Source organism: Jannaschia pagri (assembly GCF_019655435.1).
Classification (GTDB): Bacteria; Pseudomonadota; Alphaproteobacteria; order Rhodobacterales; family Rhodobacteraceae; genus Jannaschia; species Jannaschia pagri.
Genome location: NZ_BPFH01000002.1, coordinates 15234 through 38999 on the forward strand (window position 1 = coordinate 15234; position 23766 = coordinate 38999).

The following is a 23766-nucleotide window of genomic DNA, read 5'->3' on the forward strand; positions in this document are numbered from 1 at the left end:
GGGCCAAGATGACCAAGGAAAGCTACTTTACCGAAGACGGGTCGGCCGAGGCCGTGAATGCGCGCATGGGCGACAACATCGACCCACGCCTGGCGGAGGTGATGGGATCATTGGTCCGTCACCTGCATGCCTTCGCAAAGGACATCGAGTTGAAGCCCGAGGAATGGGACCTCGCCATCGACTTCCTCACCCGCACGGGCCAGATTTGTTCACCCGAACGGCAGGAGTTCATCCTGCTCTCGGACACGCTGGGCTTTTCCATGTTGGTCGACGCGATCAACAATCGCCGCCCGTCCGGCGCGACCGAGAACACCGTCTTTGGCCCGTTCCACGTGGCCGATGCCCCAATCCGGCAGATGGGAGACACCATCTGCCTCGACGGGAAAGGCGAGCCCTGCCTCTACGAGGGCCGCGTGGTGGACAAGGACGGGAGCCCGATCGAAGGGGCCACCGTCGATGTGTGGTCCGACAACGCGGATGGGTATTACGACGTCCAGCAACCCGATGTGCAGCCCAAGTTCAACAACCGCGGTCGGTTCATCACGGGCGCGGATGGCGCCTATAGCTTTGTGGGTATCAAGCCGGTGTCCTACCCAATCCCCGATGACGGGCCGGTGGGCCAAATGCTGGCGGCGCTGGATCGGCATCCGAACCGTCCAGCGCATCTGCACTTTCTCGTCACAGCGCCCGGCTATGAAAAGATCGTGACGCATATCTTCGATGGGGAAGACGAATGGCTCAGCTCAGATTCCGTCTTTGGCGTGAAGGAGTCGCTGATAGCGCCCTTTGAGCCTGCAAGCGGTGACACCAACTGGCGCGCCCCGTTTGACTTCGTGATGGTCAAGGCCTGAGCCTGTTCGCGTCGCCTCGATCGCGATGGGCGCGTCCGTCTTGCCCATGGCAAGTCATGACGCTTGTCCCATCGCGGTCAGCACAGGGCTAGTGGCCCTGTGCTGCCTCGTCCCATTCCGTATCCAATGCCACGTCTATCGCATCGGTCAAGACGTGAGACAGCCTAAGAACCGATCATGCGCGCTCGACCGGACTGCGAGCATCGTCGCCCGAACGCCGCACGTGGATCGGCCGTTGTTGAGCCCCCAGCCAGTAAAGACTTTTGGCTTTCTCAGTGAGTGAAGGACGCTCCAAAACCTGCCTTTGCACGCGGTCTCGCCGGGTCGACATCGGAGGTGGTTGCAATTGCGTGGTTGGTCGTGAAAACGACAGAGGCCTTGGTGCAGACAGTGTCTGGGCCGGATCCTCTGCCGCTGCCAACAGGAACTCGGCGTTGGGCAAGAGCAGTCGAGCGGCTCCCATTCAAAACAACAAACGCGGCGTGAAACCGGCCGCTGCACTCAGACTGGCGGCGCGCAGAACTACCCGCCTCACCGCCAACCAGTCCCCGTTAAGCTGCGTCCTGCAGGCCAAGGGTCCTACGCGCCTCTTGCCACGTCGCGACCGGCCGGTCGTATTTGCGGCAAAGCTCAACCGTGCGCTGAACCAAGGCCGCGTTTGAGGGCGCCAAGGTTGTCTTGTCGAGGCGTATATTGTCTTCCAGCCCAGTGCGAGCGTGGCCACCTGCCTGGATCGACCATTCGTTCAGCGTGATCTGGTGGCGCCCAATACCCGCGGCGCACCATTCCGCCCCAGGGGCCAGACGCTCGACGGTTTTGATGTAATACTGGAACGTATCCAGATCCGCTGGCATGGCGTTTTTGACGCCCATAACGAACTGAATATACAGCTTGCCGTGGAGTTTTCCGGCCTGCGACAGTGCGACCGCCTGGTGAATATGCGACAGGTCAAAGGCCTCGATCTCAGGCGTCACCTGGTGCGCTCGCATCTCGGAGGCGAGCCAATCGACCAAATCCGGCGGGTTCTCATAAACGCGCGTGGGGAAGTTGTTTGAGCCGACAGACAAGGACGCCATGTCTGGTCGAAGCGACAACATCGCGCCACGGGTCTTCCCGGCGCCCGACCGTCCCCCGGTCGAAAACTGCACGATCATTCCAGGGCAATGCTTGCGAAGCCCCTCTAGTAGCAATCCGAATGTCTCCGGGTCGCTGCTGGGCGATTCATCGTCATTGCGAACATGACAATGGGCGATGGTTGCACCCGCCTCGAACGCTTCGTGCGTGGACTCAACTTGTTCGGCCACGGTCACAGGTACAGCCGGGTTGTCCGATTTGCGCGGCAGGGATCCCGTGATCGCAACGCAGATAATGCAAGGTTTTGACATGTGACGTTCCATTCCTGGCTGCATGTGGCAACCGGTCTAACCCAGTCGCCTGGGTAGACGCGAGCCATGTGTTCATATATTGAAGCTTGTTCATATAGCGAATACCTGCGTTCACATGGCGATCAAAAGCACTGACTTCCTGGGGTCCTTCGCGAAGGGCCTTGCCGTGATCGAGGCGTTCTCAGGCGACACGACGCGGCTGACTGTGTCGGATGTCGCGCGACTAACGTCCCTGGACCGCTCAGCTGCCCGTCGGTGCCTTCTGACGCTGACCGAGTTGGGGTACGCGAAGTATGACGGGAAATACTTCTCGCTCACACCAAAGGTTCTCAGGCTAGGCATCGGTGCTTTGGCGGCCATGCCACTGCCCCAGATCATCCAACCGTGGTTGGACCAATTGTCGAGTAAGATCGGAGAGTCCGTCTCGGCTTCCATTCTTGATGAAACGGAGATCGTCTATGTGGCGCGCGCCGCACAGCATCGGGTGATGTCCATCGGCGTCATGCCCGGTGCCCGCTTACCCGCGCATTCAACATCCATGGGGCGCGTCCTGCTTGCCGCTCTGCCGGAGGACGACGTTAGGGCGGTTCTGGAGCGAAGCGATCTGTCCCCCAAGACCGTTCACAGCATCTCAGACAAGGATGCTATCCTGGACCGTATTCGGCAGGTCCGAGAAAACAAATACGAATGCGTGGATCAAGAAATTGAGATCGGACTGCGGTCCATTGCCGTGCCAATCTACTCCTCCCATAACGTTGTGATCGCCGCAATCAATGTCGGCGTATCGGCCGCGCAGCGCAGCGTCGAGAACCTGATTGCGGAGGTTCTGCCAGAGCTCAGGTCGATCCAGAAAAACGTACGCGGTCTCCTCAGGTAGCGGACGCAGGGCTGGCGCGCCTGTATCAGGGAGCAGGCCAGTACCGCGTGTGGAAATGGCTATCGAGAAGCGTAGTCAGGGCCCTTCGGGATGGAGAGTCAGCTTCCCTGCTCTCTCGAAGACAAGCAGCTTCCGGTTTGGCAAACGGGTCGGTCTGGTCAGGAGGTGCCACTGTCAGGGTGGTCTGTTGGCAGACACAGGGCTGGGACATTTCGGTCCTCTTCAGGGCGGGGAACCTTGATCCCCACGATCATCGCGAGGTGGCGCTGCGCGCGATTGTGAAAGGGCCAGCCGACTGTCCTGTCTCAGAGATATGCGATGGATGTCGACGCCTAAAGAACCGCGGGCAAGCGGCATATAGGCAGATCCAGATCTGGTAGCTTACCTGTAGAAAACGCGAGCTTTTCTCGGCCACCTTAAATTCTGCCTGACCGCGCCAAAACAAACCACGCTATGGCACGGTAAGTGAGGCGTTCGTTGCATATTGGCAGGATCCGGACGGAGCCGTGAAACTTTCGTCATGCCACACAGGCCCGGGACCGTATCACACATGACTACAGCAAAACTGTCATCCGAAACGATGATACGCAAACCTCTAGCCGAGTCTACGGTAATCGAATGAATTGGCTGGGGTGGTAGGATTCGAACCTACGACCTGCGGTACCAAAAACCGTTGCGCTACCACTGCGCCACACCCCAACCGTGCGGCACGTCTTAGGCCAGGTGTCCTGCGCTCGCAAGACCAAAAGTGAGACGTGATCCAAGGCAATTGTCACGGGCAATCTCCGCCCGACACTTGGCGCAAAACGTGGCCAGACGTCGTTGCAAAATGCAGAGCCGTGACCACGGCAGAAGAGCAGAAAATGGCTGCACGAGAGAGGCGTATCGCTAGAAAACCAGCGCTGCCAAGACATCCCATGCCATGGGCCGAGACGCGTTGCTCCGCCTGCGGGACATCCACCGAATGAAACCGATGACGGCCAAAGCATCTGGCAGGAACGGTCTCGACGCCGCCGTGTTGACTCACCCAGCAGCGACGCCCCTACCCGGCGGTACGCCGGACGAGGGGAAAGCTATTGCCTGAGACGACACTTCGACAGGCGGGACCCCAAGGCCCCGCCTACCCCACCAGCGTTTAGCTGCGCGCCGCGCGGATCAGCGACAGGATATCCTTGGCCGCCTCCGGGATATTCGTTCCCGGCCCAAAGATCGCAGCGACGCCTGCGGCTTTCAGCGTGTCGTAGTCCTGCTGGGGGATGACCCCACCGCAGATCACGATGATCTCTCCGGCACCAGCGGCCCGCAGCGCCTCGATCAACTTCGGCGCCAGGGTCTTGTGCCCCGCTGCCTGGGACGAAATGCCAACCACGTGGACGTCGTTGTCGACCGCGTCCTGGGCCGCCTCTTCGGGCGTTTGGAACAGCGGGCCCACGTCGACGTCAAAGCCGATGTCGGCAAAGGCCGTCGCGATGACCTTGGCGCCTCGGTCGTGGCCGTCTTGACCCATTTTGACGACCAGCATCCGGGGACGACGGCCCTCTTCTTCGGCAAAGGCCTCCACGTCCTTTTGGATCTGAGCGAAGCCTGCGTCCCCCTCGTAGGCAGCGCCATAGACGCCTGCGAGTGTTTTCACCTCGGCCCGGTGGCGGCCGAAAACCTTTTCCATGGCCATGCTGATCTCTCCTACGGATGCGCGGGCGCGGGCGGCCTCGACGGCGGCGGCCAGCAGGTTGCCGCCTTCGGTGGCGCGACGTTCCAATTCGGACAAAGCGGCCTGGCAGGCGTCCTCGTCTCGCTCGGCGCGGATCTTGGCAAGGCGGGCGACCTGGGCCTCCCGCACGGCGTCGTTGTCGATGTCCAGGATGTCGATCTCATCCTCGGTCTCGCGGCGGTACTTGTTGACGCCGACGATCACCTCATCGCCCTTGTCGATCAGGGCCTGACGGGTGGCGGCCGATTCCTCGATCCGCAGCTTGGGCATGCCAGAGGCGACGGCCTTGGTCATGCCGCCCATCTCCTCGACCTCTTCGATCAGCTTCCAGGCCGCCTCGGCCAAGTCATGGGTCAGCTTTTCGACGTAGTAGGACCCGGCCAGCGGATCGACCACGTTGGTCACGCCCGTCTCTTCCTGAAGGATAAGCTGAGTGTTCCGGGCGATCCGCGCGGAGTTTTCCGTTGGCAGAGCAATGGCTTCGTCGAAGGAGTTCGTGTGCAACGACTGCGTCCCGCCCAACACGGCGGCCATCGCCTCGTAGGCGGTGCGGACGACGTTGTTGTAGGGATCCTGCTCCTGCAAGGAGACGCCAGAGGTCTGGCAGTGGGTGCGCAGCATCGAGGACTTGGGGTTCTTCGGCTCGAACTCCGCCATGATGCGGTGCCAGAGCAGGCGCGCGGCGCGCAGCTTGGCGGCCTCGGCAAAGAAGTTCATGCCGATGGCGAAGAAGAACGACAAACGGCCCGCGAATTTGTCCACGTCCATGCCAGCGGCCAGGGCTGCGCGCACGTATTCGCGCCCGTCCGCCAGGGTAAAGGCCAGCTCCTGCACAAGGTTCGCGCCGGCCTCCTGCATATGGTAGCCGGAGATGCTGATCGAGTTGAACTTCGGCATCTCATTGGACGTGAATTCAATGATATCCGCGATGATCTTCATGCTGGGTTCAGGCGGATAGATATAGGTGTTGCGGACCATGAACTCCTTCAGGATGTCGTTCTGAATGGTCCCCGACAGGGCCGCGCGATCCACACCCTGCTCCTCACCGGCAACGATGAAGTTCGCGAGGATCGGGATCACCGCGCCGTTCATCGTCATCGAAACGGAAATCTTTTCCAGCGGGATACCGTCGAAGAGGATCTTCATATCCTCGACCGAATCGATGGCCACACCTGCCTTACCGACGTCGCCCACGACCCGAGGATGGTCACTGTCGTAGCCGCGGTGGGTGGCCAGGTCGAAGGCGACCGAGACCCCCTGCTGCCCCGCAGCCAGGGCCTTGCGGTAAAAGGCGTTGGATTCCTCAGCCGTCGAAAAGCCTGCGTATTGGCGGATCGTCCAGGGACGGCCCGCATACATCGTGGCCTTCACGCCGCGCGTATAGGGCGCCTCGCCGGGGATGGTGCCCAAGTGGCTGACATCGGCCAAGTCGGCATCGGTATAGATCGGCTGGACGGGGATCCCCTCCAGCGTGTTCCACGTCAGATCGTCCAGCGGACGGCCGCGCAGTTCCTTTTCAGCCAGCCCAGCCCAGCGCCCCTTGGGGTCGTTTTGGTCGTCCATATCCTGATCCTTTCCTGTCCCGTGGGACGGTGTCTTGCGACCGTCTCGTCACGAGTGTTGCCAGCCCGTCGGCGCCACCGCGCAGCCAAGCCAAATCTTCGCCATAGGCGTCGCGCAGCGCCGCCCGCTCATCGGGGGTAAAGGGCGCATAGCTGTCGCCCACCCCGTCGATCTCTGTCATGCATCCCTCTTCCCGCAGACGCTGCCGCAGCGCCACGACCCCGGGGGAGGCGTTCAGTTTCGGGGCCTGTCCAGCGGACGTCGCCGTCACGCCCGTGAGCAGGTCGCACACGGCATCCGGTTGAGGCGCCATCTCCTCATGGAGCCAGACGCTGATCCGCGCGCGGGGCAAAGCCGCATTCAGATCCTCGATCACCGCGCGCCAGCCACGCCGACTCCGCAGGATCGCATCCAAGGTGGTGCGGTCTGGCGGGGCAAAGCCGCGTGTCATCAGAAAGGCAAAGGTGCTGGCCCACCAGGTGTCCGGGCTCCGCAGGGCCAGGGCGATGTGATCGATCCCCGGCACGGCGCTCGCCAGGCGCCGCAGTCGGGCCCCCGCCGTGGGGTAAAGCCGTCCCAGAAGCACGTTCTCTCGCAAGCCGCCCAACATGTTCTCATCCGAGATGACCAGCCGGGTCACGCCCGCATCCGACAGGCCCTGCCGCCGCATGGAGACCCCTCCGGCGGCACGGTTGGCCATGGCATCGCGCCGCGCATCTTGACGACCGGGATCGCCCATGAGCCCGGCCAGAAGCCCGCCGCGCGTGATATTTGGCGTCCAGACCGCGACGCTATTCTGTCGGCTCAGGTCAATCCGGCGCGCCAACTGGCGCTGGAGGCTAGAGGTGGCGGTGCGATGGGCCCCAAGGTGGAGCGTGACGGGCGGCAGGTCAGTCAGATGCATAGGGGGCCCTCCGGCAATGGATCACGGACGACGGACCGTGCCCCTTGGCCTGTTCCTATGGAGTTAACCCAAGGATACATCTCAAATTGACTGGAAATCGCAACGCGACCCTTCGCCGTGCCGATGACGGGGCCTATATCCCAGGGGCGACACAATGAATGGACTGACATGCCCCTGCGCCACACGCTTGCCCTGTTGACCGGTCTGACGACTTTTGCCCTGCCCCTTGCGGCGGCCGATGGCCTTCCGGTGGCCGAGGCCTGGCAAGAGGATCCCACACAGGTGTTCGCGGCCGCTGATGTGGACCTGGACGATCTACAATGGCTGGCGCGACCTGTCGTGGTCTTTGCAAATTCGCCACGCGATCCCGCTTTCATCGAACAGATGGAGGAGCTGGAGGCGGGCCTCGACCGGCTCGTGGACCGCGACGTGATTATCATCGTGGACACCGACCGCGACAGCGACTCCGACCTGCGCAGACAACTGCGACCCCGCGGCTTCATGCTGGTGCTGATCGGCAAGGACGGGCAGGTGAAACTGCGGAAACCCCTGCCCTGGACCGTCCGCGAACTGAGCCGTTCCATCGACAAAATGCCCATGCGACAGCGGGAGTTGCGGGATGGCTGACCCCGTTCAATCTTGAACATAGGGTGCAGAACACCCACATCGTGTGGTGACGAAAGGCAAACTGCCCCCAATTCCCCGCCCCTGCGCTCCATTGTTGAAGCATTCAGGGTTGGGTGGTACGTATCAGTCATGCAGCAATCGTCGGAGGCGATCCAATGAGCAGCATTCGCAAGGGCGGCCCGCGCCCCCCCGTCGGCGGCGAAGAAAACCCGCTGATCTCGCCCTTTTGGCATTGAACGCGCCCCTTTGGCGCGACCACGTCTGGTGTCCGCAAACACCATCACACGATTTTCCCCATTAATCCGTTGAACGGCCCGTCCCGCAGCGACATCAGCGCGTCGTCCGCGATTGAGGGCACCTGGCTCTGTAGGGTCAAGAACCGCACAAGACCCGCCTGACGCCGATCCCAGGGCAGAGCACGGAAGGCGTCCGAGGCGATCCGGTCCTCCATCCGGTCCAACCGGTCCAAAAGCTGATAGAGGTCCATCACGGACCGGATCTGACGCCAGCGCAGCACCTCGATCTGATCCACCAACCGCCGCAGCGTCGCAAAGTTGTGGCCGTAGAAAATGAACGCCTGGTAGCGGCGGTCCTTTTGAAACTCCGCCTCGACCGCACCGATGGAGGCTTGCCAGTCGTTCTTCCGACCATGGCTGGCGATCAACTCCACTTCGGAAATCACGGCGCGGATCAAATCACGGCGGCGCTCCTGCTCTTGGCCGACGCGGCGCATCTCAGCGGTGACAAAGCCCACGACCCAACCGGCGGCCACCACGATGGCGGCGATCAGGGCGCGGCGATCAACGCCCCCAAGCCCGTCGATCTGGTCCAGCGACAGGATCAGCGCCACGGCCAAGCCACCGATGGGCACCAGGGCCAGCGCGGCCCTGGCAAAGATCGCAGCCGTGGAAAACCCGAGCAGCAGGCAATAGGCGCCGCCCACCGTCGCGGCAACGGCGGCCCCTTGTCCGACGACGCCGACACCCCCCAACGGGCCCGCCAGATGTGGCAGGATCAGCGCCGCGACCGCGACGCTGCCCATCAGGAGTTTCAGCTCCGTCGTCACTGGTTCACTCGAATTCCAGGATCACATCGTCGACCGCAAGGCTGTCGCCCGCGCCCGCGTTGATCTTGGAAACGGTGCCCTTCTTCTCGGCCCGCAGGATGTTTTCCATCTTCATAGCCTCGACCACGGCCAGGGCCTGCCCCTCCTGCACCTCATCGCCGACTTCGACGTCGATGCGCACGATCAAGCCAGGCATCGGGCAGAGCAGCAGCTTGGAGGTATCGGGCGGCAGCTTCTCGGGCATCAGTGCAGCCAGTTCCGCCTGCCGTGGGCTGCGCACATGCACCTTGAGATCGGCGCCCCGCGACCGGATGCGGAACCCGCTGGTGATCTTGCCAACCTTGAGAACCAAGCTTTCGCCGCCCACGGTCATGCGGGCCAGCTGGTCACCGGGGGTCCAGTCACCGACCACGCGCAGGGTTTCGCCGTCGATGGTGACATCGGCGCCCTCCCGGTCGGCGGCGATCACGCAGTCGAACCGCGCACCGCCCAGCGTGACCACCCAATCGGAACCGACGACGCGCTCATGGTTGTCCATGCGCCCCGATACGCGAGTCCGGCGAATTTCCGCGACCCGGTGCATCGCGGCTGTGGCAGCCGCGATCCGCCGGAGGTCCCCCTCCGGCAGGGCCACCCCTTCGAAGCCATCGGGATACTCCTCGGCGATGAAGGCCGTGGTCATATCGCCCGAGACGAATTTCGGGTGATCCATGACCGCAGACAGGAACGGCAGGTTATGACCGATCCCCTCGACCTCGAACCCGTCCAGCGCGTCGCGCATGCCCTCAATCGCCTCGGCACGCGTGGGACCCCAGGTGCAGAGCTTCGCGATCATCGGGTCGTAATACATGCTGATCTCGCCGCCCTCATAGACGCCGGTGTCGTTCCGCACGACAGGCGCATCGGGGGTGACACCGGGCAGATAGCCCTCGGTCTCCGCAGGCGGGCGGTAGCGGGTCAGACGCCCAATGGAGGGCAGGAAGCCCCGGTAGGGGTCTTCGGCATAGAGACGGCTCTCCATGGCCCAGCCGTTCAGCTTGACGTCGTCTTGGCTGAGGCAGAGCGTCTCACCATAGGCCACGCGGATCATATGCTCGACCAGGTCGACGCCGGTGATCAGCTCCGTCACAGGGTGTTCCACCTGGAGGCGGGTGTTCATCTCCAGGAAGTAGAAGTTCCGGTCACCGTCCACGATAAATTCCACCGTGCCCGCGCTGGAGTAGCCAACGGCATGGGCCAGGGCCAGGGATTGCTCGCCCATGGCCTTCCGCGTGGCTTCATCCAAGAACGGCGAGGGCGCCTCTTCCACGACCTTCTGGTTGCGGCGCTGGATGGAGCATTCCCGCTCCCCCAGGTAGACGCCGTTGCCGTGGCTGTCACAGAGCACCTGGATTTCGATGTGGCGCGGCTGGGTGACGAACTTCTCGATGAACATCCGGTCATCGCCAAAGCTGCTGGCGGCTTCGTTCTTGGAGGCTTGGAAGCCCTCGCGCACTTCCTCGGCGTTCCAAGCGATCCGCATGCCCTTACCGCCACCCCCGGCGGAGGCCTTGAGCATCACCGGGAAGCCGATCTCTTCGGAGATGCGCAGCGCCTCGTCGGCGTCTTCGATCAAGCCCATGTGACCGGGCACCGTCGACACGCCAGCATCCTGGGCGATCTTCTTGGAGGTGATCTTGTCCCCCATGCTCTCGATGGCGCCCTTGGGCGGCCCGATGAAGGCCACGCCAGCGGCCTCCAATGCTTCGGCGAACTTGGCGTTCTCCGACAGGAAGCCATAGCCGGGGTGAACAGCCTGGGCGCCGGTCTGCTTGATCGCATCCATGATCTTGTCGATCACGATGTAGGATTGGTTCGCGGGCGGCGGACCGATGTGGACCGCTTCATCGGCCATCTTGACGTGCAGCGCATTGCGGTCGGCGTCGGAATAGACCGCCACCGTCTTGATGCCCATCTTGCGGGCCGTCTTGATGACGCGGCAGGCGATTTCGCCCCGGTTGGCGATCAGGATCTTATCGAACATGGGTCCCCCTCAGTGCCGGCACTTGGGCCGGTTCGGCAAAAGAAAGGGCCGCCCGGTCGCACGACCGGACAGCCCAAGATGTGATCGTTGAACGCGAGCCCATGGCCCGCGCGGTGTTAGAAGTCGTTGGCCAAGGCGCCGCCAGCCGCGCCGATGGCGCCGCCCGCAACACATTTGCCGTCGTCGATGATTTCCCCGACGGCGCAGCCGATGACGCCGCCGATGGCCGCGCGCTCCAGGTCAGAGCCAGTGTTGCAAGCGGCCAGCAGGGTGACGAGGGCCAGCGCGGGAAGAGCGAGAGTGCGGTGCATGTCGTATCTCCGAATGTCGGTTGTCCGGGACGTAACGCCCCGAGGTGCCGTTCGGTTGCAGGAACGGCCGGTGTTATTGAATAGCGGCCTCCCACAGGACGGCCGACCGGCGGCAGCGCGCCCAAACCGGCACCGCGACCGCGCACGACAACGCCCGCCGGGCGCTGCCCAGCGTGAAAATCAAGTGCCCATGGATGTGTTCCTGCCCGTGACTGCTCTTGCTTTGTTATGGCGTGGCGCCGCAGCCGATCCGACCGGACCCTCCGTGCGGTGACCAAGCGATCAAGGGCGAGAAGGGATCCAGACAGCAGAGAGGCTGGGGGGCCTCTCCACTGCCTGGAGGGGGAAGGGGTACGGTTCCACTTGTACCAGTCCGCTGAGGCCGATCTCTCGGACACACCGTCCTGGCGCAGTCTTGTTTTGACGGGGGAACGCGCGGGGGCATAGGACCGCGAACAGCCGCCCGCGAAATCGGCGAGCCTCGGCCTAAATTGGGTGCCTGCAAGCAAAATCATGCCGACCCGTCCCAGTCATCATCGTCCCAGGTGTCGTCCGTCCCGTCCTCGAACGCGGCCGGAAACGACGCGCGGGCCTGGGCCTCATCGACGCGCAACAGGGCCTCGTAATCCGACGGGTCAAAGGGATCATCGACAGCCAGAACTTCGCGTCCAAACAGCCACGAGAGGCGCCCGGCATCCAGATTGCCCCGCTCAAACGGGGCGCCGCCAAAATGCTCCCACAGGGCCTTCAGGAAGGCGGTGTCCGCCTCCCGATCGGGGCCACGGCGGTCGCGGAAACGTTCGCGACGGGTGATCGGCGTGGCGCCCTTTGGATTGGCGCGACGGATGGTGAACTGAAAGTCTGATCCGGGCAAACGCCCCGGAAACCCACGATGCTTCAGCACGGCGCACCTCCGACGAGGGAGGCGTAACCCGGAGTGACGCGGGTGGCGGCCGCAGCCCAGGGGGCGGTCGGCCTGTCTTGGGTCAGGGACCGGAGGGTCCGGGCGAGGTGAAAAGCACCCCGCCCGGGGCCGGTATCAGTGGAATTTGCCGCGCACGGGCTCGACCACGACGGGTGCGGGCTCGACGATAACGATTTCTTCCGGCTCAGGGTTCGAGAGGAAGCAGCCGCCCAGAACCGACAGAGCGGCAAGAGCGACGACGGCTTTGACTGCGTTCGACATTTAGGTCTCCTGACGTATGCGGGCGGCGCGTAGGATTTACCCCACACGCCGCCCGTGATTTGGGTCGCCTTGTTGCGACCTGTCAGAACCCTAACGCAGGAAAAACCATCGCGATACGGCTGCCCCAGAATTGCCCCAGTTGATCCAAATGCTTGTGTCGCGCTGGCATCAAACCGGTCATTCTGGGCCGTCTGTTTCGCGACCGGGGACGGTGCCCCCGACCGCGATGCGGTCTCAGAACTTGCCGGACACCGGCTCAGGCTGGACTTCCGGCACGAAGACAACTTCTTCTTCCTGCTGGCCACAAGCGACGAGGGTGAAAGCGACGCCCAGAACGGCGACCAGCTTGATGGTGTTGCGCATGTCTCTCTCCTAGTAATGCACGAGCGGAAGACACGCGTAACGCGCCCCCCCCAAACGTCGTGACTCTGCGACAAACCGACGGGGCACAGCAACCGTTTCCTGAAAATCTGTCCCGTCATCAGAAATCTTCCGCCACACAAGACCCGTTTTCGACCTCGTACACGGCAAAATACTGGGTTGCTGCCGGATCTGTTGTCCCTCTGGCAACAGCGCGGTCCATGAGTGTGATCACAATCGAATCAGACCTGGCATAGTCCAAACCCGCCACAGGCAGCCCGTGGGTGTCGCAAAGCCAGTCCATATCGGTGCGCGCCGTGTCATAGTCGATCGCCCCACCGTCGCGGGCCACGCCCGGCGCGATGAACCGCAAAATGGCCTGGGTGCCCTGCCCCTCCACGCGCTCCCACAGAACTTGCCACAGAACGATGGGCTGCCCGGACGGAACACCGTCGGCGGCGGCAGGCGCGGCGGTCAGCCCTGCGGCCAGAGCCAAGGCAGCCACACGGCGCGCCGACCCTCTGCTCCAGTTTGCGATCACGGACGTGGTCACTGGGATCTCCGATGGGTTGCAGACCGCTGCCAAGCGCGGCGGCGACCAGGGTCTTCTAGAAACGCGGCGATCCGCTCAGACACGCCCCCGGGAATACGCCCGGCCACAGACCCGCCCGCGCGGACGCGACAGAGGCGGCCATCGCGCGTCACTTCAACCGCCGGCGCAAACCCCCGGAGCGACCGAAGCGCGCGCCACAGATCCTGCCGGATGGCATGGGCCAAACGGCGCCGCCCCAGATCGGGCAAGACCGTCTGTGCCCAGACATCCCAGCGCAGCGGCAACCGGCGCGTCAGGACGAAAGTCGCGCCGTCCCGCCGCTCGTGCCACCCACGACCGTCGCTGTGCCAGCCAGCGGCCATGGCGATCACAAAGGAATGGTGTTGTGCTTACGCCAGGGCTTCTCCTGCCGTTTGTGGCGCAGGCTGGCAAAGGCGCGGGCCACACGACGGCGGGTCGATTGGGGCTGAATGACTTCGTCGATGAAGCCCTTCTCGGCGGCCACGAAGGGGTTCGCGAAGCGATCCTCGTAGTCCTTGGTGCGGGCCGCGATCTTGTCCGGCTCCCCCAGTTCAGAGCGATAGAGGATCTCCACCGCGCCCTTGGCGCCCATCACCGCGATCTCGGCGGTGGGCCAGGCGTAGTTGAAGTCGGCCCGCAGGTGCTTGGACGCCATAACGTCATAGGCGCCGCCGTAGGCTTTCCGTGTGATCACGGTCACCTTGGGCACCGTCGCCTCGCCATAGGCGAACAGCAGCTTCGCGCCGTGCTTGATGACACCGCCGTATTCCTGGCTGGTGCCGGGCAGGAAGCCAGGCACGTCCACCAGGGTCAGGATCGGAATGTCGAAGGCATCGCAGAAGCGGACGAACTTGGCGCCCTTCCGGCTCGAGTCGATGTCCAAGCACCCGGCCAGCACCATGGGCTGGTTGGCAACAACGCCCACGGTCCGTCCCTCGATCCGCACGAAGCCCGTCAGGATGTTCTTGGCGTAATCGGCCTGAACCTCGAAGAAATCGCCTTCGTCGGCCAATTTCTCGATCAGTTCCTTCATGTCGTAGGGCGTGTTGATGTTATCGGGGATCAGCGTGTCCAGGCTGGTCTCGATCCGCGCGGGGTCATCGAAGAAAGGCCGCACGGGCGGGGCTTCGCGGTTGGAGGTCGGTAGGAAGTCCACCAGGCGCCGCACCTCGGCCAGGGCCTCCACGTCGTTCTCAAAGGCGCCGTCGGCCACGCCCGATTTCTTGGTGTGCGCGCTGGCACCGCCCAACTCCTCGGCGGTGACGACCTCGTTGGTGACCGTCTTCACCACGTCGGGGCCGGTGACGAACATGTAGGACGAATCCTTCACCATGAAGATGAAGTCGGTCATGGCGGGCGAATAGACCGCGCCACCCGCACAGGGGCCCATGATGACGCTGATCTGCGGGATCACGCCAGAGGCATCAATGTTGCGCATGAAGACTTCGCCATAGGCCGCCAGGGACGCCACACCCTCCTGGATACGGGCACCCCCCGAGTCGTTCAGGCCAATGACCGGCGCGCCGTTTTGCAGGGCCATGTCCATGATCTTGCAGATCTTCTGGGCGTGGGTTTCCGACACCGACCCGCCCATGACCGTGAAGTCCTGGGAAAAGACATAGACCAGGCGCCCGTTGATCGTGCCCCAACCGGTGACGACACCGTCGCCCGCGGGGCGATCTTCTTGCATTCCGAAATCGACGCAGCGGTGGGCGACGAACATGTCGAATTCTTCAAAGCTGCCTGCATCCAGCAGCAGGTCGATGCGTTCGCGCGCCGTCAGCTTGCCCTTGGCGTGTTGCGAAGCGACCCGGCGCTCACCCCCGCCCGCGCGGGCCTCGGCGCGGCGCTCCGCCAGTTCAGCAAGAATATCGGTCATGGCGTCCTCCCGGATTGATGGCCCTGCACTAAGGCGCTGAGGCGCAATGGGGAAGCGAAGAATGGCATATTTGCAAAGACGCGCATATTGCAGCAGTTCATTTCGCAAAACTGCTAATTCCAAACCCCTCTAATCGACCCCGCTAGCGGTCCGCGCACAGGCGCCTGTGCGGCCCGGAAAATAGACAGGGGGGCCTGTCACGCTATACCGCCCTCATATGTCCAATTCCATCGCCCAAGCCAGGCCTGGCCGCACGCCACCCCATATCTTGACCCTCGTGGCCTTGGTGGGCGTGTCCACCCTGTCGATGAACGTCTTTCTGCCGTCGCTGCCCGCGATGGCGGAGTTCTTCGCCGCGGACTACGGCCTGATCCAACTGTCGGTCGGGCTGTACCTGGGCGTCAATGCCGTGCTGCAATTGATCGTGGGCCCCCTCTCGGACCGCTACGGGCGTCGCCCGGTCATCTTGTGGGGGCTTGTGATCTTCATGGCCGCGACCGTCGGCTGCATCTTCGCCCCCACGGTCGAGGTTTTCCTGGTCTTTCGCATGATCCAGGCGGCCGTGGTGGTCGCCATGGTGCTAAGCCGCGCGGTGGTGCGCGACCTCTACCCCCAGGACAAGGCGGCCTCGATGCTCGGCTATGTGACCATGGGCATGTCTGTTGTTCCCATGATCGGTCCGGCCATCGGCGGCTGGCTCGAAAGCCAGTACGGGTGGCAGTCAAACTTCTGGCTCCTGCTGGGGGCTGGTGTCTTTCTGGTGACCCTGACGTGGATCGACTTGGGCGAGACGGCCCCCAAGGCAGGCGGGTCCTTCCGCGATCAGGTGCGGGATTACCCAGAACTGCTGACCTCCCCGCGCTTCTGGGGCTACTGCGCCGCCTCGGCCTTCGCCTCGGGCGCCTTTTTCGCCTACCTGGGCGGCGCGCCCTACGTGGGGACAGAGATCTACGGCCTCGACCCCGCGACCCTTGGTTTGTATTTCGGCGCCCCGGCTGTGGGGTACTTTGCGGGGAACTTCATTTCAGGACGCTTCTCCCAGCGGGTTGGCATCGACCGCATGATCCTGGTCGGCACCCTGGGACAAGTTGTCGGCCTCTCGACCCTGGTCCTGTTGACGCTCAGCGGTTGGACCAATGACATCACCTTCTTCGCCTTCATGACCTTCGTGGGTCTGGGCAACGGCATGGTCATTCCCAATGCGACCGCGGGCATGTTGTCGGTGCGCCCCCACCTTGCGGGCACGGCCAGCGGGCTCGGCGGGGCAATGATGATCGGCGGCGGCGCGGCCCTCTCCGCCGTGGCGGGCTGGGTCCTGCAAGGGGCGGCCACACCCCTACCCTTAGAGGTGCTCATGGTGTCATCGGGTGTCGCCAGCGTCGTGGCCATCACGCTGACCATCCGGCGCAATCGGCGCCTGGCCGCAGCCTGATCTGGCACCCTCCTTGCGAACCCTGCTAAGGGGGTTTGCAAAGGAGCGACCATGGCCACCCAAAAACTCTATGCCGGGGCGAAGCTGCGGGAAATCCGCACCCGCGTGGGCCTAACCCAGACGGAGTTCGCGGCCAAGTTGGGCGTATCCCTGCCCTATGCCAACCAAATGGAGAACAACAACCGCCCCGTCAGCACGACCGTCGTGCTGGCCCTGGCGCGGGAGTTCGGGTTCGACGTCACAGAATTGGGCGGCGGCGACGAGGCGCGGCTGGTCTCGGACATGCGCGAAGCCCTGGCTGACCCGGTGTTTGCCGATGCGGTTCCCCTGGCTGACCTACGCTTGGCGGCGGGCAATGCCCCTGCCCTGGCACGCGCGTTCCTGACCCTGCACCGCGCCTACCGCGATGGGCATGAACGGCTGGCCTCGCTCGACGCGGCGCTCGGGTCGTCTGGCATGGCGGCGCCGAGCCCGTGGGAAGAGGTGCGCGACTTCTTCCACTATTGCGACAATTACATCGATGCCGTGGACCGCGCCGCCGAAGGCTTGGCCGCCCGATGGGAGGACGTGGACACGGGCCTCGCGGCCTTCTGGGCGGGGCTGAACATCCGCGTGGTCACAAGCGACGACGGGCGGCTGCGCCGCTTCGACCCGGAGACGGGTGTTCTGACCCTGTCGTCGCGCGCCGATCCTGCGACCCTCCGATTTCAGCAGTTACACCAGGTGGCACTACTGTCCCAAGCCAAGCTGCTGGATGCGACGCTGGACTTGGCGCGTTTTGCCAGCGACGACGCCCGTGCCATCGCGCGCACCGGGCTGGCCAATTACTTCGCGGGTGCGGCCCTGATGCCCTATGGCGCCTTTCGCGCCGAAGCCGATGCCACCCGTCACGACCTGGAGGCGCTGGCCCGCCACTTTGGCGCCTCGCTGGAACAGGTCGGCCACCGGCTGTCCACCTTGCAGCGCCCCGGCGCCAAGGGCGTGCCCTTCTTTTTCGTGCGTGTGGATCCGGCGGGGCAAATTACCAAGCGCCACTCTGCTACGCGGCTGCAATTCGCGCGCTTTGGCGGCGCTTGCCCGCTGTGGAATGTCCATGCTGCCTTTGAGACGCCGGGGCGGTTCCTGCGACAATTGGCCGAGACGCCCGACGGCGTGCGCTATTTCTGTCTGGCGCGGGACGTGACCCGGCCGGGCGGGGCCTGGCGCGCCCCGGCCAGACGTCACGCCATCGCCCTGGGGTGCGAGTTGAGGCACGCGGACCGGATCGTCTATGCCGACGGGCTGGATCTGACGGGCGGGTTCGACCCCATCGGGATCTCCTGCCGGATTTGTGCGCGGACCGCCTGCCCCCAAAGGGCGGTGCCGCCGTTGGAGCGACCGCTGACCATCGACCCGGACAATCGCGGCGTGCTGCCCTACGACTTATAGGGACCGCTTGTGGCACGCTCATCCGACGGATCCGTCGTCTTCGCTGGGGTCTTCACCGTCGAGGACGGCGCCATCCTGCGGCCAAAGCCTCGGCGTCGGAGCAGAACCAGCGCTCTCCCCGGGCGGTGTTGATCCGCGTGTCGCCGTAGTACCGGCTGCCCGGAACGTGGAAGATACGGCCATTGGCGGAGATATTGCCCTTGATCGCGCAGCCACGGGGCGCGGCCCCCGACCGCCGCTGACCTGCTCGCCACAGAGCCGGGTCCTGCATGTCATAGGCCCAGAGCCCACGGCGCGCCGCCTTCGCCTTTGCCTGTTCTGGCGCATAGCTGCGATCCTCCCGGTAGGTTCGCGCCCAACCCCGCGCCACCAGATCGGCGTTGATGGTCACGCCGTCGACCGTGCAAACGCCCAGCGCCCGCCCATAGCGATCGAGCGTGCGCACCTCGCACTGGGCCAAGCGCCCCTGGTAGAGGTCCCGCGCCGCGTTGGTCGCCATGCGTCCACAGGGGAGGCTCTGACCGCTCGGGCCGCGACAGGTCTGCGCCCCTTCTGCCGCATCAATGCCAAGCAAGCGGATCGTCCGATCGGCCCCGATGTCTATCGTATCGCCATCAATGACGCGCACCATACCCGTGACGGTCTGCGCCCCAACGGGCAGCGCCAAGAGGCAAAGCAGCAGCGAACAAAGCTTGAACATGGGCCGTCAATGATGGGCATCTCCGCCGCTGGCAACGCTAAAAGTTAAGAAAGCGTTAATGCGCAAAGGGGCAGGCCGTCAGGTTTTCGTCGCGACCGCATGTGGCGTGACCTGGCGCCGCAACCGCGCCTCGCGCCATGCAATAAAGCTTACGGCCGCAATGATAATTGCCGCGCCAAGGATCACATAGATGTCCGGCGGCTCATCAAAGACCGCCCAACCCAGCAGGACGGCCCAGACCATTTGGAGAAAGGCCACCGGTTGGGTCACCGACACGGGCGCCGCGGCGAAGGCGCGCGTCATGGCGTAATGGCCGCCCGTGGCAAACAGGGCAACAACGAACATCCAGCCCACATCACCCCAGGTCGGCGGCACCCAGACGGCCCAGGCAAAGGGCGCCAACCCGATGGTGACCGTCACCGAGAGCATCGCCACCACCATGGCCGCCGAATGGCGTCCCGCCAGGGGCTTGGCCGTCAGGTAGGACGCTCCGAACAGCATGGCGGTGAACAGCATGGCCAGGTGGCCGGTCTCGATCTCCCGAAAGCCGGGTCTGAGGATGATAATCACGCCTACCAAGGCCGCAACCACCGCCAAGATCCGGCGCAGGGCCAAACGCTCCCCCAGCAACAGCGCCGCGCCAATCGTGACGTAGACCGGATTGAGGTAATTCATCGCCGTCACCTCAGCGATGGGGATCTGCGTCATGGCATAAAACCACAGGATGACGGCCAGGGCGTGGACCAGACCCCGTAGGCCGAACAGCCCCACATCGCGCCATGGCATCCGCGCGGCCAGCAAACTGCGCGCCACGGGCAGAATGAACACGAGGCCAAGCAGATACCGCAGGAACGCCGCCTGGGCGGCGGGCAGATCCTGCGCCCCATGCTTCACGGTGGCTGTCACCGCGATGAAGCACAGCCCCGTCGCGACCATCCACATGATGCCGTGCAAAGGGCGATTGGCGGTGTCCATGGGTGTGGCATGAGCCTTCGGCGGCTGGGACGCAAGGGGGCGTTCCGCCTTGGGTAAAGCGCACCAGCCCTAGCCCCAGATCAGACGCGCGGCGATGGCCCACATGATCAGCGCGATCCCGACGTCCAGGATGCGCCAGGACATGGGCCGCGCAAAGACCGGTCGCAGCAAAGCCGCGCCATATCCCAAAGAGAAGAAGAAGGTGAACGACGACAGGACCGCCCCCACGCCGAAGGCGCCGGGGGACTGCGCCTGGGTGGAAATGGAGCCGAGCAGCATGACCGTGTCCAGGTAGACATGGGGGTTCAACCAGGTCAGCGCCAAACAGGTCAGAACCGCGCGCCGCAGCCCCCCGGCCTCGGCCCCGGCCTCTAAGCTATTCCCGCCGCACCAGGCCGACCACAGGGCGCGCGCGCCATAGGCCGTCAGGAACGCGGCGCCTCCCCAGCGGAACAGGTCAACGATACCCGGCATCGCCTCAACCAGCGCGCCAAATCCCGCGACACCGGCGACGATGAGAACCGCATCGGAGAGCGCGCAGGTCAGAACCACCGGCAGCACATGCTGCCCGCGCAGCCCCTGGCGCAGCACAAAGGCATTCTGCGCGCCAATGGCGAGGATGAGGGAGAGGCCCAGGGCAAAACCAGAAAAGAGAGATGTCATGGGCGCATCTGGGCTAGAACCAGGTGAAAGCGCAACTTAGGAAGGTTTGCCTAACATAAGGATTACTAATGTTCGCGCCCGCCCTGCTCCGCACCCTGGTCGCCGTGTGCGAGACCGGCAGCTTTGATTTGGCCGCCGCCCAGCTTGGCGTGACGCCGCCCGCCGTCAGTCAGCGGATGCGCGCGCTGGCCGAGGCTGCGGGTGGGTCGATCTTTGCGCGCCTCCAACCGGCAGAGCCTACGGCCCTTGGCCTGCGCCTGCTGCGCCACGCGCGGGACGTGGCCGCCCTTCAGGCCGACCTGGCCGCAGACCTCGGACAAGATAGCGGGCCGCGTCCGGTCTCGGTGGCGATCAATGCTGACAGCCTAGAGGCCTGGGCCGTACCCGCCTTGGCCGAGGCTCCTGGCTTTCGCCTGGATGTGCAGGTGCTCGATCAGGACCATTCCGCCGCCGTGCTCCGCCGGGGAGAGGTCAGCGCGGCCCTCACCTCAGAGGCGGAGGCCCTGCCGGGATGCGATGTCCATCGGCTGGGCGCCCTGCGCTATCTGGCCTGTTGCACGCCCGCGTTTCACGCCCGTTACTTTGCGGAGGGGGTCACGGCCCAGGCCCTGGACCGGGCGCCCATGCTCCAGTTCTCGGAGATGGACGGCTTGCAGGCCCGTTGGGCGCGCAGCCTGACCGGACACCATCCCCATGGCCCCGTCCATCGGGTCCCCGCGCCGGGTCCCTTTCTCCAGGCCACGCGCTTGGGGATGGGCTGGGGAACGAACCCCGAAGGCCTGATCGAGGTCGACCTCGCCCGTGGGACCCTTGTGCCGCTCGTGCCCGAGCGCCCCCTGGACACGCCGCTGTATTGGCAAGTCAGTCGGATCATGGCGCCTGTCTTAGCGCCGTTGACCGAAGCAATGCGCCGCCACGCCCGCCGGGCTCTGCGACAGGCAGCCTGATGGAACCCTTGCTGTGGTCGAGGGCCAGATCCAGTTTGGATGCCCTGGGTAAGCGCAGGCCAGACGAAGCAAGACGGCACAATGGCGTCAAACAGAGACGGCTGGAAAGAGCCGAGCAGCGGGGGCGCTACCCGATTTACAGATTATCTAGTCTAGGCACGACGCGCGTCGCCAATGAGCAAGGCAAAACCCCACAGAACATGAAAAGTAACAATAACGCCCTGTCCGCGCACTTTGCCGCTGACCCGCATTTCAACCGGGACAGTAAAGATCGGACCCGCGACACCGTGAGCCACTTGTCTGCCGTGGTGCTAGCAACTCGTGAAGCGGGCCCGGCCACGCTACTGAATGATCCATTCCCAGCGAAGCATTGAACCTAATACGACGGCTGAGAAAGACGCCGCACATCGCGACCCAGAAGGCAGAGATCATCGAGGGCACGCGCCATGATCTCGCCACCTACGACGGACCACAGCGCCATTTGCCGTTGGATAGAACTCTATTAGGAACCGCTTTGTCGAACGTCCGACCCGGCAAGCGAGTCCCTCCGAACCGACCACTGGCAGCCCAGCGCAGAACGGCGACCCAACACCCTACACCTTCGCCGAAGACCGGTCCGGCCAAACATGGCCACCCCCAGCCGTCGCGCAATTCAGTCCAGCTGAGCCATGACCTCGTCGCTCGCCTCGAAGTTCGCGGTCACCGTCTGGACGTCGTCGTCATCTTCCAGGGCGTCGAGCAGTTTCATCAGTGACTGCATCCCCTCCAGATCCAACTCCGTCGTGGTCGTTGGGCGCCAGACGAGCTTGGTCGATTCACTTTCGCCCAGCGCCTCTTCCAGCGCCGTCGAGACCGCGTTCAGATCCGTGTCGGCGCACCAGATGACATGTCCGCCCTCGTCGCTTTCCACGTCCTCGGCACCCGCTTCGATGGCCGCCATCATGACGTCGTCCCCATCACCAACCGAGGCGGGATAGACGACCTGGCCCTTGCGGTCGAACATGAAGCCCACCGATCCGGTCTCGCCCAGATTGCCGCCATTCTTGGAAAACGTCGAGCGGACGGAAGACGCCGTGCGGTTACGGTTGTCGGTCATCGCCTCGACGATCACGGCCACGCCACCAGGGCCATACCCCTCATACCGGATCTCATCGTAGTTCTCGCCATCCCCGCCCGAGGCTTTGGAGATCGCGCGCGCGATCACATCCTTTGGCACGGACTGAGACTTCGCTTCCTTAACGGCAAGGCGCAGGCGCGGGTTCTTGTCCGGGTCGGGGTCGCCCATCTTGGCGGCCACGGTGATTTCCTTGGACAGTTTGGAGAACAGCTTGGCCCGCAGCTTGTCCTGCCGCCCCTTGCGGTGTTGAATATTCGCCCACTTGCTGTGTCCCGCCATGGGTCTCGTCTCCGGTTCAAACGCTGGTCGCGCGTCTATACCGTTGCGATGGGGGCGACCGCAATCCCGAGCGCGGGATGATGCGGGGGCCACAGCGCAGGTCCCATCAGGCACCGGCCTGCCTGCGTTTTGGTACGCACTGCAATGGGGCGTCGGCTTAAAATAGTTCCTATCTTCCAATTTTTGACCGTCTAGGTACAATTGATCGACAAATATTGTTAGCTCATAAAATGAGACAGGCACGATGGATCAGCTTCTTTGGAAAGAGTATGAATTAGCCTATCAAATCTACGAAGGGTATAATGGTCAGCTTCTCACCTTGAAAAGCTGGTCGGTTACCATCGGAATTGCGGCACTCATCGGTGCCTATACCAAGCCGATTTCATCGTCTGGCAGAATAGGCGTGTTGCTTGCGGCGCTTTCCGCAATCCCATTTTGGTTAACGGAAACATTCTGGAAGCTGTTCCAAAGGACATCCCTAGACCGCCTGCTGGAAATCGAAGCGTGCCAAACCGGGGCTTCCATTCGGGAGGGCGCGTGTGTAGTTGCCCAAATTTCGACTGTCTGGAATGACAGTTTCGCCGCTTCAAGCTGGAAATACTGGCTGGAAGGAGCATTCGATCTGCATGTCTTGCTGCCGCACTTGGCCTTGCTTGTCATTGGTCTTTTGTTGGCAGCTTTTCGCCCCCCTATTCCCAGCTCAACTGACGACTGACGAGACAGAACATACCAAAGGCGCGCTTGCCGCGTCCGTTCGGTTTGACCCGTTATCGGGCATAAGCGCACCGTCAGATCTTCTTGGCCAATATCCCTCCACCCTCCGATAGAATGGCGCACACGACACAATTGGCGTCGGTTGCTCCCAAAAGGGAAGGTGTTGCGATCGGGGCGACCCAAGCACGTACTCC

Annotated in this window: 23 protein-coding genes and 1 tRNA gene; 7 read left to right on the forward strand and 17 right to left on the reverse strand. The window is 63.6% G+C overall.

What is annotated here, in order from left to right; all coding sequences use genetic code 11:
• The first annotated feature begins 8 nt into the window (after positions 1-8).
• Positions 9-851, forward strand: a complete 843-nt coding sequence (locus tag K5R33_RS04920; RefSeq protein WP_220747906.1) for an intradiol ring-cleavage dioxygenase — start codon at positions 9-11, stop codon at positions 849-851.
• Between the two features lie 551 nt (positions 852-1402).
• Here the strand turns inward: K5R33_RS04920 and K5R33_RS04925 are convergent.
• The gene (locus K5R33_RS04925) at positions 1403-2236 is read right to left on the reverse strand and encodes a 3-oxoadipate:acetyl-CoA acetyltransferase (protein ID WP_220747907.1); all 834 of its coding nucleotides are present in this window, start codon (positions 2234-2236) and stop codon (positions 1403-1405) included.
• 115 nt (positions 2237-2351) lie between these two features.
• Here K5R33_RS04925 and K5R33_RS04930 point away from each other — a divergent pair, with 115 nt between their 5' ends.
• Positions 2352-3113, forward strand: a complete 762-nt coding sequence (locus K5R33_RS04930; RefSeq protein ID WP_220747908.1) for an IclR family transcriptional regulator domain-containing protein — start codon at positions 2352-2354, stop codon at positions 3111-3113.
• A gap of 624 nt (positions 3114-3737) precedes the next feature.
• Here the strand turns inward: K5R33_RS04930 and K5R33_RS04935 are convergent.
• The 3 genes from K5R33_RS04935 to K5R33_RS04945 all read right to left on the reverse strand — a co-directional run bounded on the left by K5R33_RS04935 (position 3738) and on the right by K5R33_RS04945 (position 7291).
• A tRNA-Gln gene (locus K5R33_RS04935) sits at positions 3738-3812 on the reverse strand.
• A 436-nt stretch (positions 3813-4248) separates the two neighbouring features.
• Positions 4249-6387 (reverse strand): methylmalonyl-CoA mutase, encoded by a 2139-nt coding sequence (gene scpA / locus K5R33_RS04940; RefSeq protein WP_220747909.1) that lies wholly within the window; start codon positions 6385-6387, stop codon positions 4249-4251.
• Positions 6341-7291 carry a hypothetical protein gene (locus K5R33_RS04945; protein WP_220747910.1) on the reverse strand — a complete coding sequence of 317 codons (951 nt, stop codon included), beginning with the start codon at positions 7289-7291 and terminating at the stop codon, positions 6341-6343. The genes scpA and K5R33_RS04945 overlap by 47 nt, the downstream gene beginning before the upstream one ends.
• A gap of 168 nt (positions 7292-7459) precedes the next feature.
• Here K5R33_RS04945 and K5R33_RS04950 point away from each other — a divergent pair, with 168 nt between their 5' ends.
• The gene (locus tag K5R33_RS04950; protein ID WP_220747911.1) at positions 7460-7918 is read left to right on the forward strand and encodes a DUF4174 domain-containing protein; all 459 of its coding nucleotides are present in this window, start codon (positions 7460-7462) and stop codon (positions 7916-7918) included.
• 280 nt (positions 7919-8198) lie between these two features.
• Here K5R33_RS04950 and K5R33_RS04955 read toward each other — a convergent pair whose 3' ends face one another.
• The 9 genes from K5R33_RS04955 to K5R33_RS04990 form a co-directional block, all read right to left on the reverse strand.
• Positions 8199-8984 carry a hypothetical protein gene (locus K5R33_RS04955; protein WP_220747912.1) on the reverse strand — a complete coding sequence of 262 codons (786 nt, stop codon included), beginning with the start codon at positions 8982-8984 and terminating at the stop codon, positions 8199-8201.
• Between the two features lie 4 nt (positions 8985-8988).
• Positions 8989-11007, reverse strand: coding sequence for an acetyl-CoA carboxylase biotin carboxylase subunit (locus K5R33_RS04960; RefSeq protein ID WP_220747913.1), 2019 nt, complete (start codon positions 11005-11007; stop codon positions 8989-8991).
• Between the two features lie 116 nt (positions 11008-11123).
• Complete coding sequence (locus K5R33_RS04965) at positions 11124-11318, reverse strand: hypothetical protein (RefSeq protein WP_220747914.1); 195 nt, start codon at positions 11316-11318, stop codon at positions 11124-11126.
• Between the two features lie 511 nt (positions 11319-11829).
• Positions 11830-12222, reverse strand: coding sequence for a hypothetical protein (locus tag K5R33_RS04970; RefSeq protein WP_220747915.1), 393 nt, complete (start codon positions 12220-12222; stop codon positions 11830-11832).
• 135 nt (positions 12223-12357) lie between these two features.
• Positions 12358-12504 (reverse strand): hypothetical protein, encoded by a 147-nt coding sequence (locus K5R33_RS04975; RefSeq protein ID WP_220747916.1) that lies wholly within the window; start codon positions 12502-12504, stop codon positions 12358-12360.
• Between the two features lie 234 nt (positions 12505-12738).
• Complete coding sequence (locus K5R33_RS19005; RefSeq protein ID WP_255576136.1) at positions 12739-12867, reverse strand: lipoprotein; 129 nt, start codon at positions 12865-12867, stop codon at positions 12739-12741.
• Positions 12868-12985: 118 nt separating this feature from the next.
• Positions 12986-13417, reverse strand: a complete 432-nt coding sequence (locus K5R33_RS04980) for a DUF6497 family protein (RefSeq protein ID WP_220747917.1) — start codon at positions 13415-13417, stop codon at positions 12986-12988.
• Entirely contained in the window at positions 13414-13779 is a 366-nt protein-coding gene (locus tag K5R33_RS04985) for a hypothetical protein (protein ID WP_220747918.1), read from the reverse strand. The genes K5R33_RS04980 and K5R33_RS04985 overlap by 4 nt, the downstream gene beginning before the upstream one ends.
• A 5-nt stretch (positions 13780-13784) precedes the next feature.
• Positions 13785-15317, reverse strand: a complete 1533-nt coding sequence (locus K5R33_RS04990) for an acyl-CoA carboxylase subunit beta (protein WP_220747919.1) — start codon at positions 15315-15317, stop codon at positions 13785-13787.
• 217 nt (positions 15318-15534) lie between these two features.
• Here K5R33_RS04990 and K5R33_RS04995 point away from each other — a divergent pair, with 217 nt between their 5' ends.
• Positions 15535-16749, forward strand: coding sequence for a multidrug effflux MFS transporter (locus K5R33_RS04995; protein WP_220747920.1), 1215 nt, complete (start codon positions 15535-15537; stop codon positions 16747-16749).
• A 51-nt stretch (positions 16750-16800) separates the two neighbouring features.
• Positions 16801-18177, forward strand: a complete 1377-nt coding sequence (locus K5R33_RS05000; protein WP_220747921.1) for a helix-turn-helix transcriptional regulator — start codon at positions 16801-16803, stop codon at positions 18175-18177.
• Positions 18178-18229: 52 nt separating this feature from the next.
• Here K5R33_RS05000 and K5R33_RS05005 read toward each other — a convergent pair whose 3' ends face one another.
• The 3 genes from K5R33_RS05005 to K5R33_RS05015 form a co-directional block, all read right to left on the reverse strand.
• Entirely contained in the window at positions 18230-18877 is a 648-nt protein-coding gene (locus tag K5R33_RS05005; protein WP_220747922.1) for a thermonuclease family protein, read from the reverse strand.
• A 78-nt stretch (positions 18878-18955) separates the two neighbouring features.
• Positions 18956-19852 (reverse strand): DMT family transporter, encoded by an 897-nt coding sequence (locus K5R33_RS05010; protein WP_255576137.1) that lies wholly within the window; start codon positions 19850-19852, stop codon positions 18956-18958.
• Positions 19853-19921: 69 nt separating this feature from the next.
• Entirely contained in the window at positions 19922-20515 is a 594-nt protein-coding gene (locus tag K5R33_RS05015; protein WP_220747923.1) for a LysE/ArgO family amino acid transporter, read from the reverse strand.
• A 68-nt stretch (positions 20516-20583) separates the two neighbouring features.
• On the opposite strand from K5R33_RS05015, the gene K5R33_RS05020 reads away from it, so the two are divergent.
• On the forward strand, positions 20584-21462 hold the full coding sequence (locus tag K5R33_RS05020) for an ArgP/LysG family DNA-binding transcriptional regulator (RefSeq protein ID WP_220747924.1): 879 nt from the start codon (positions 20584-20586) through the stop codon (positions 21460-21462).
• 652 nt (positions 21463-22114) lie between these two features.
• Here the strand turns inward: K5R33_RS05020 and K5R33_RS05025 are convergent.
• Complete coding sequence (locus K5R33_RS05025) at positions 22115-22858, reverse strand: YebC/PmpR family DNA-binding transcriptional regulator (RefSeq protein WP_220747925.1); 744 nt, start codon at positions 22856-22858, stop codon at positions 22115-22117.
• 244 nt (positions 22859-23102) lie between these two features.
• Between K5R33_RS05025 and K5R33_RS05030 the strand changes: the two genes are divergently transcribed.
• Positions 23103-23573, forward strand: coding sequence for a hypothetical protein (locus K5R33_RS05030; RefSeq protein WP_220747926.1), 471 nt, complete (start codon positions 23103-23105; stop codon positions 23571-23573).
• The last annotated feature ends 193 nt before the right edge of the window (positions 23574-23766 follow it).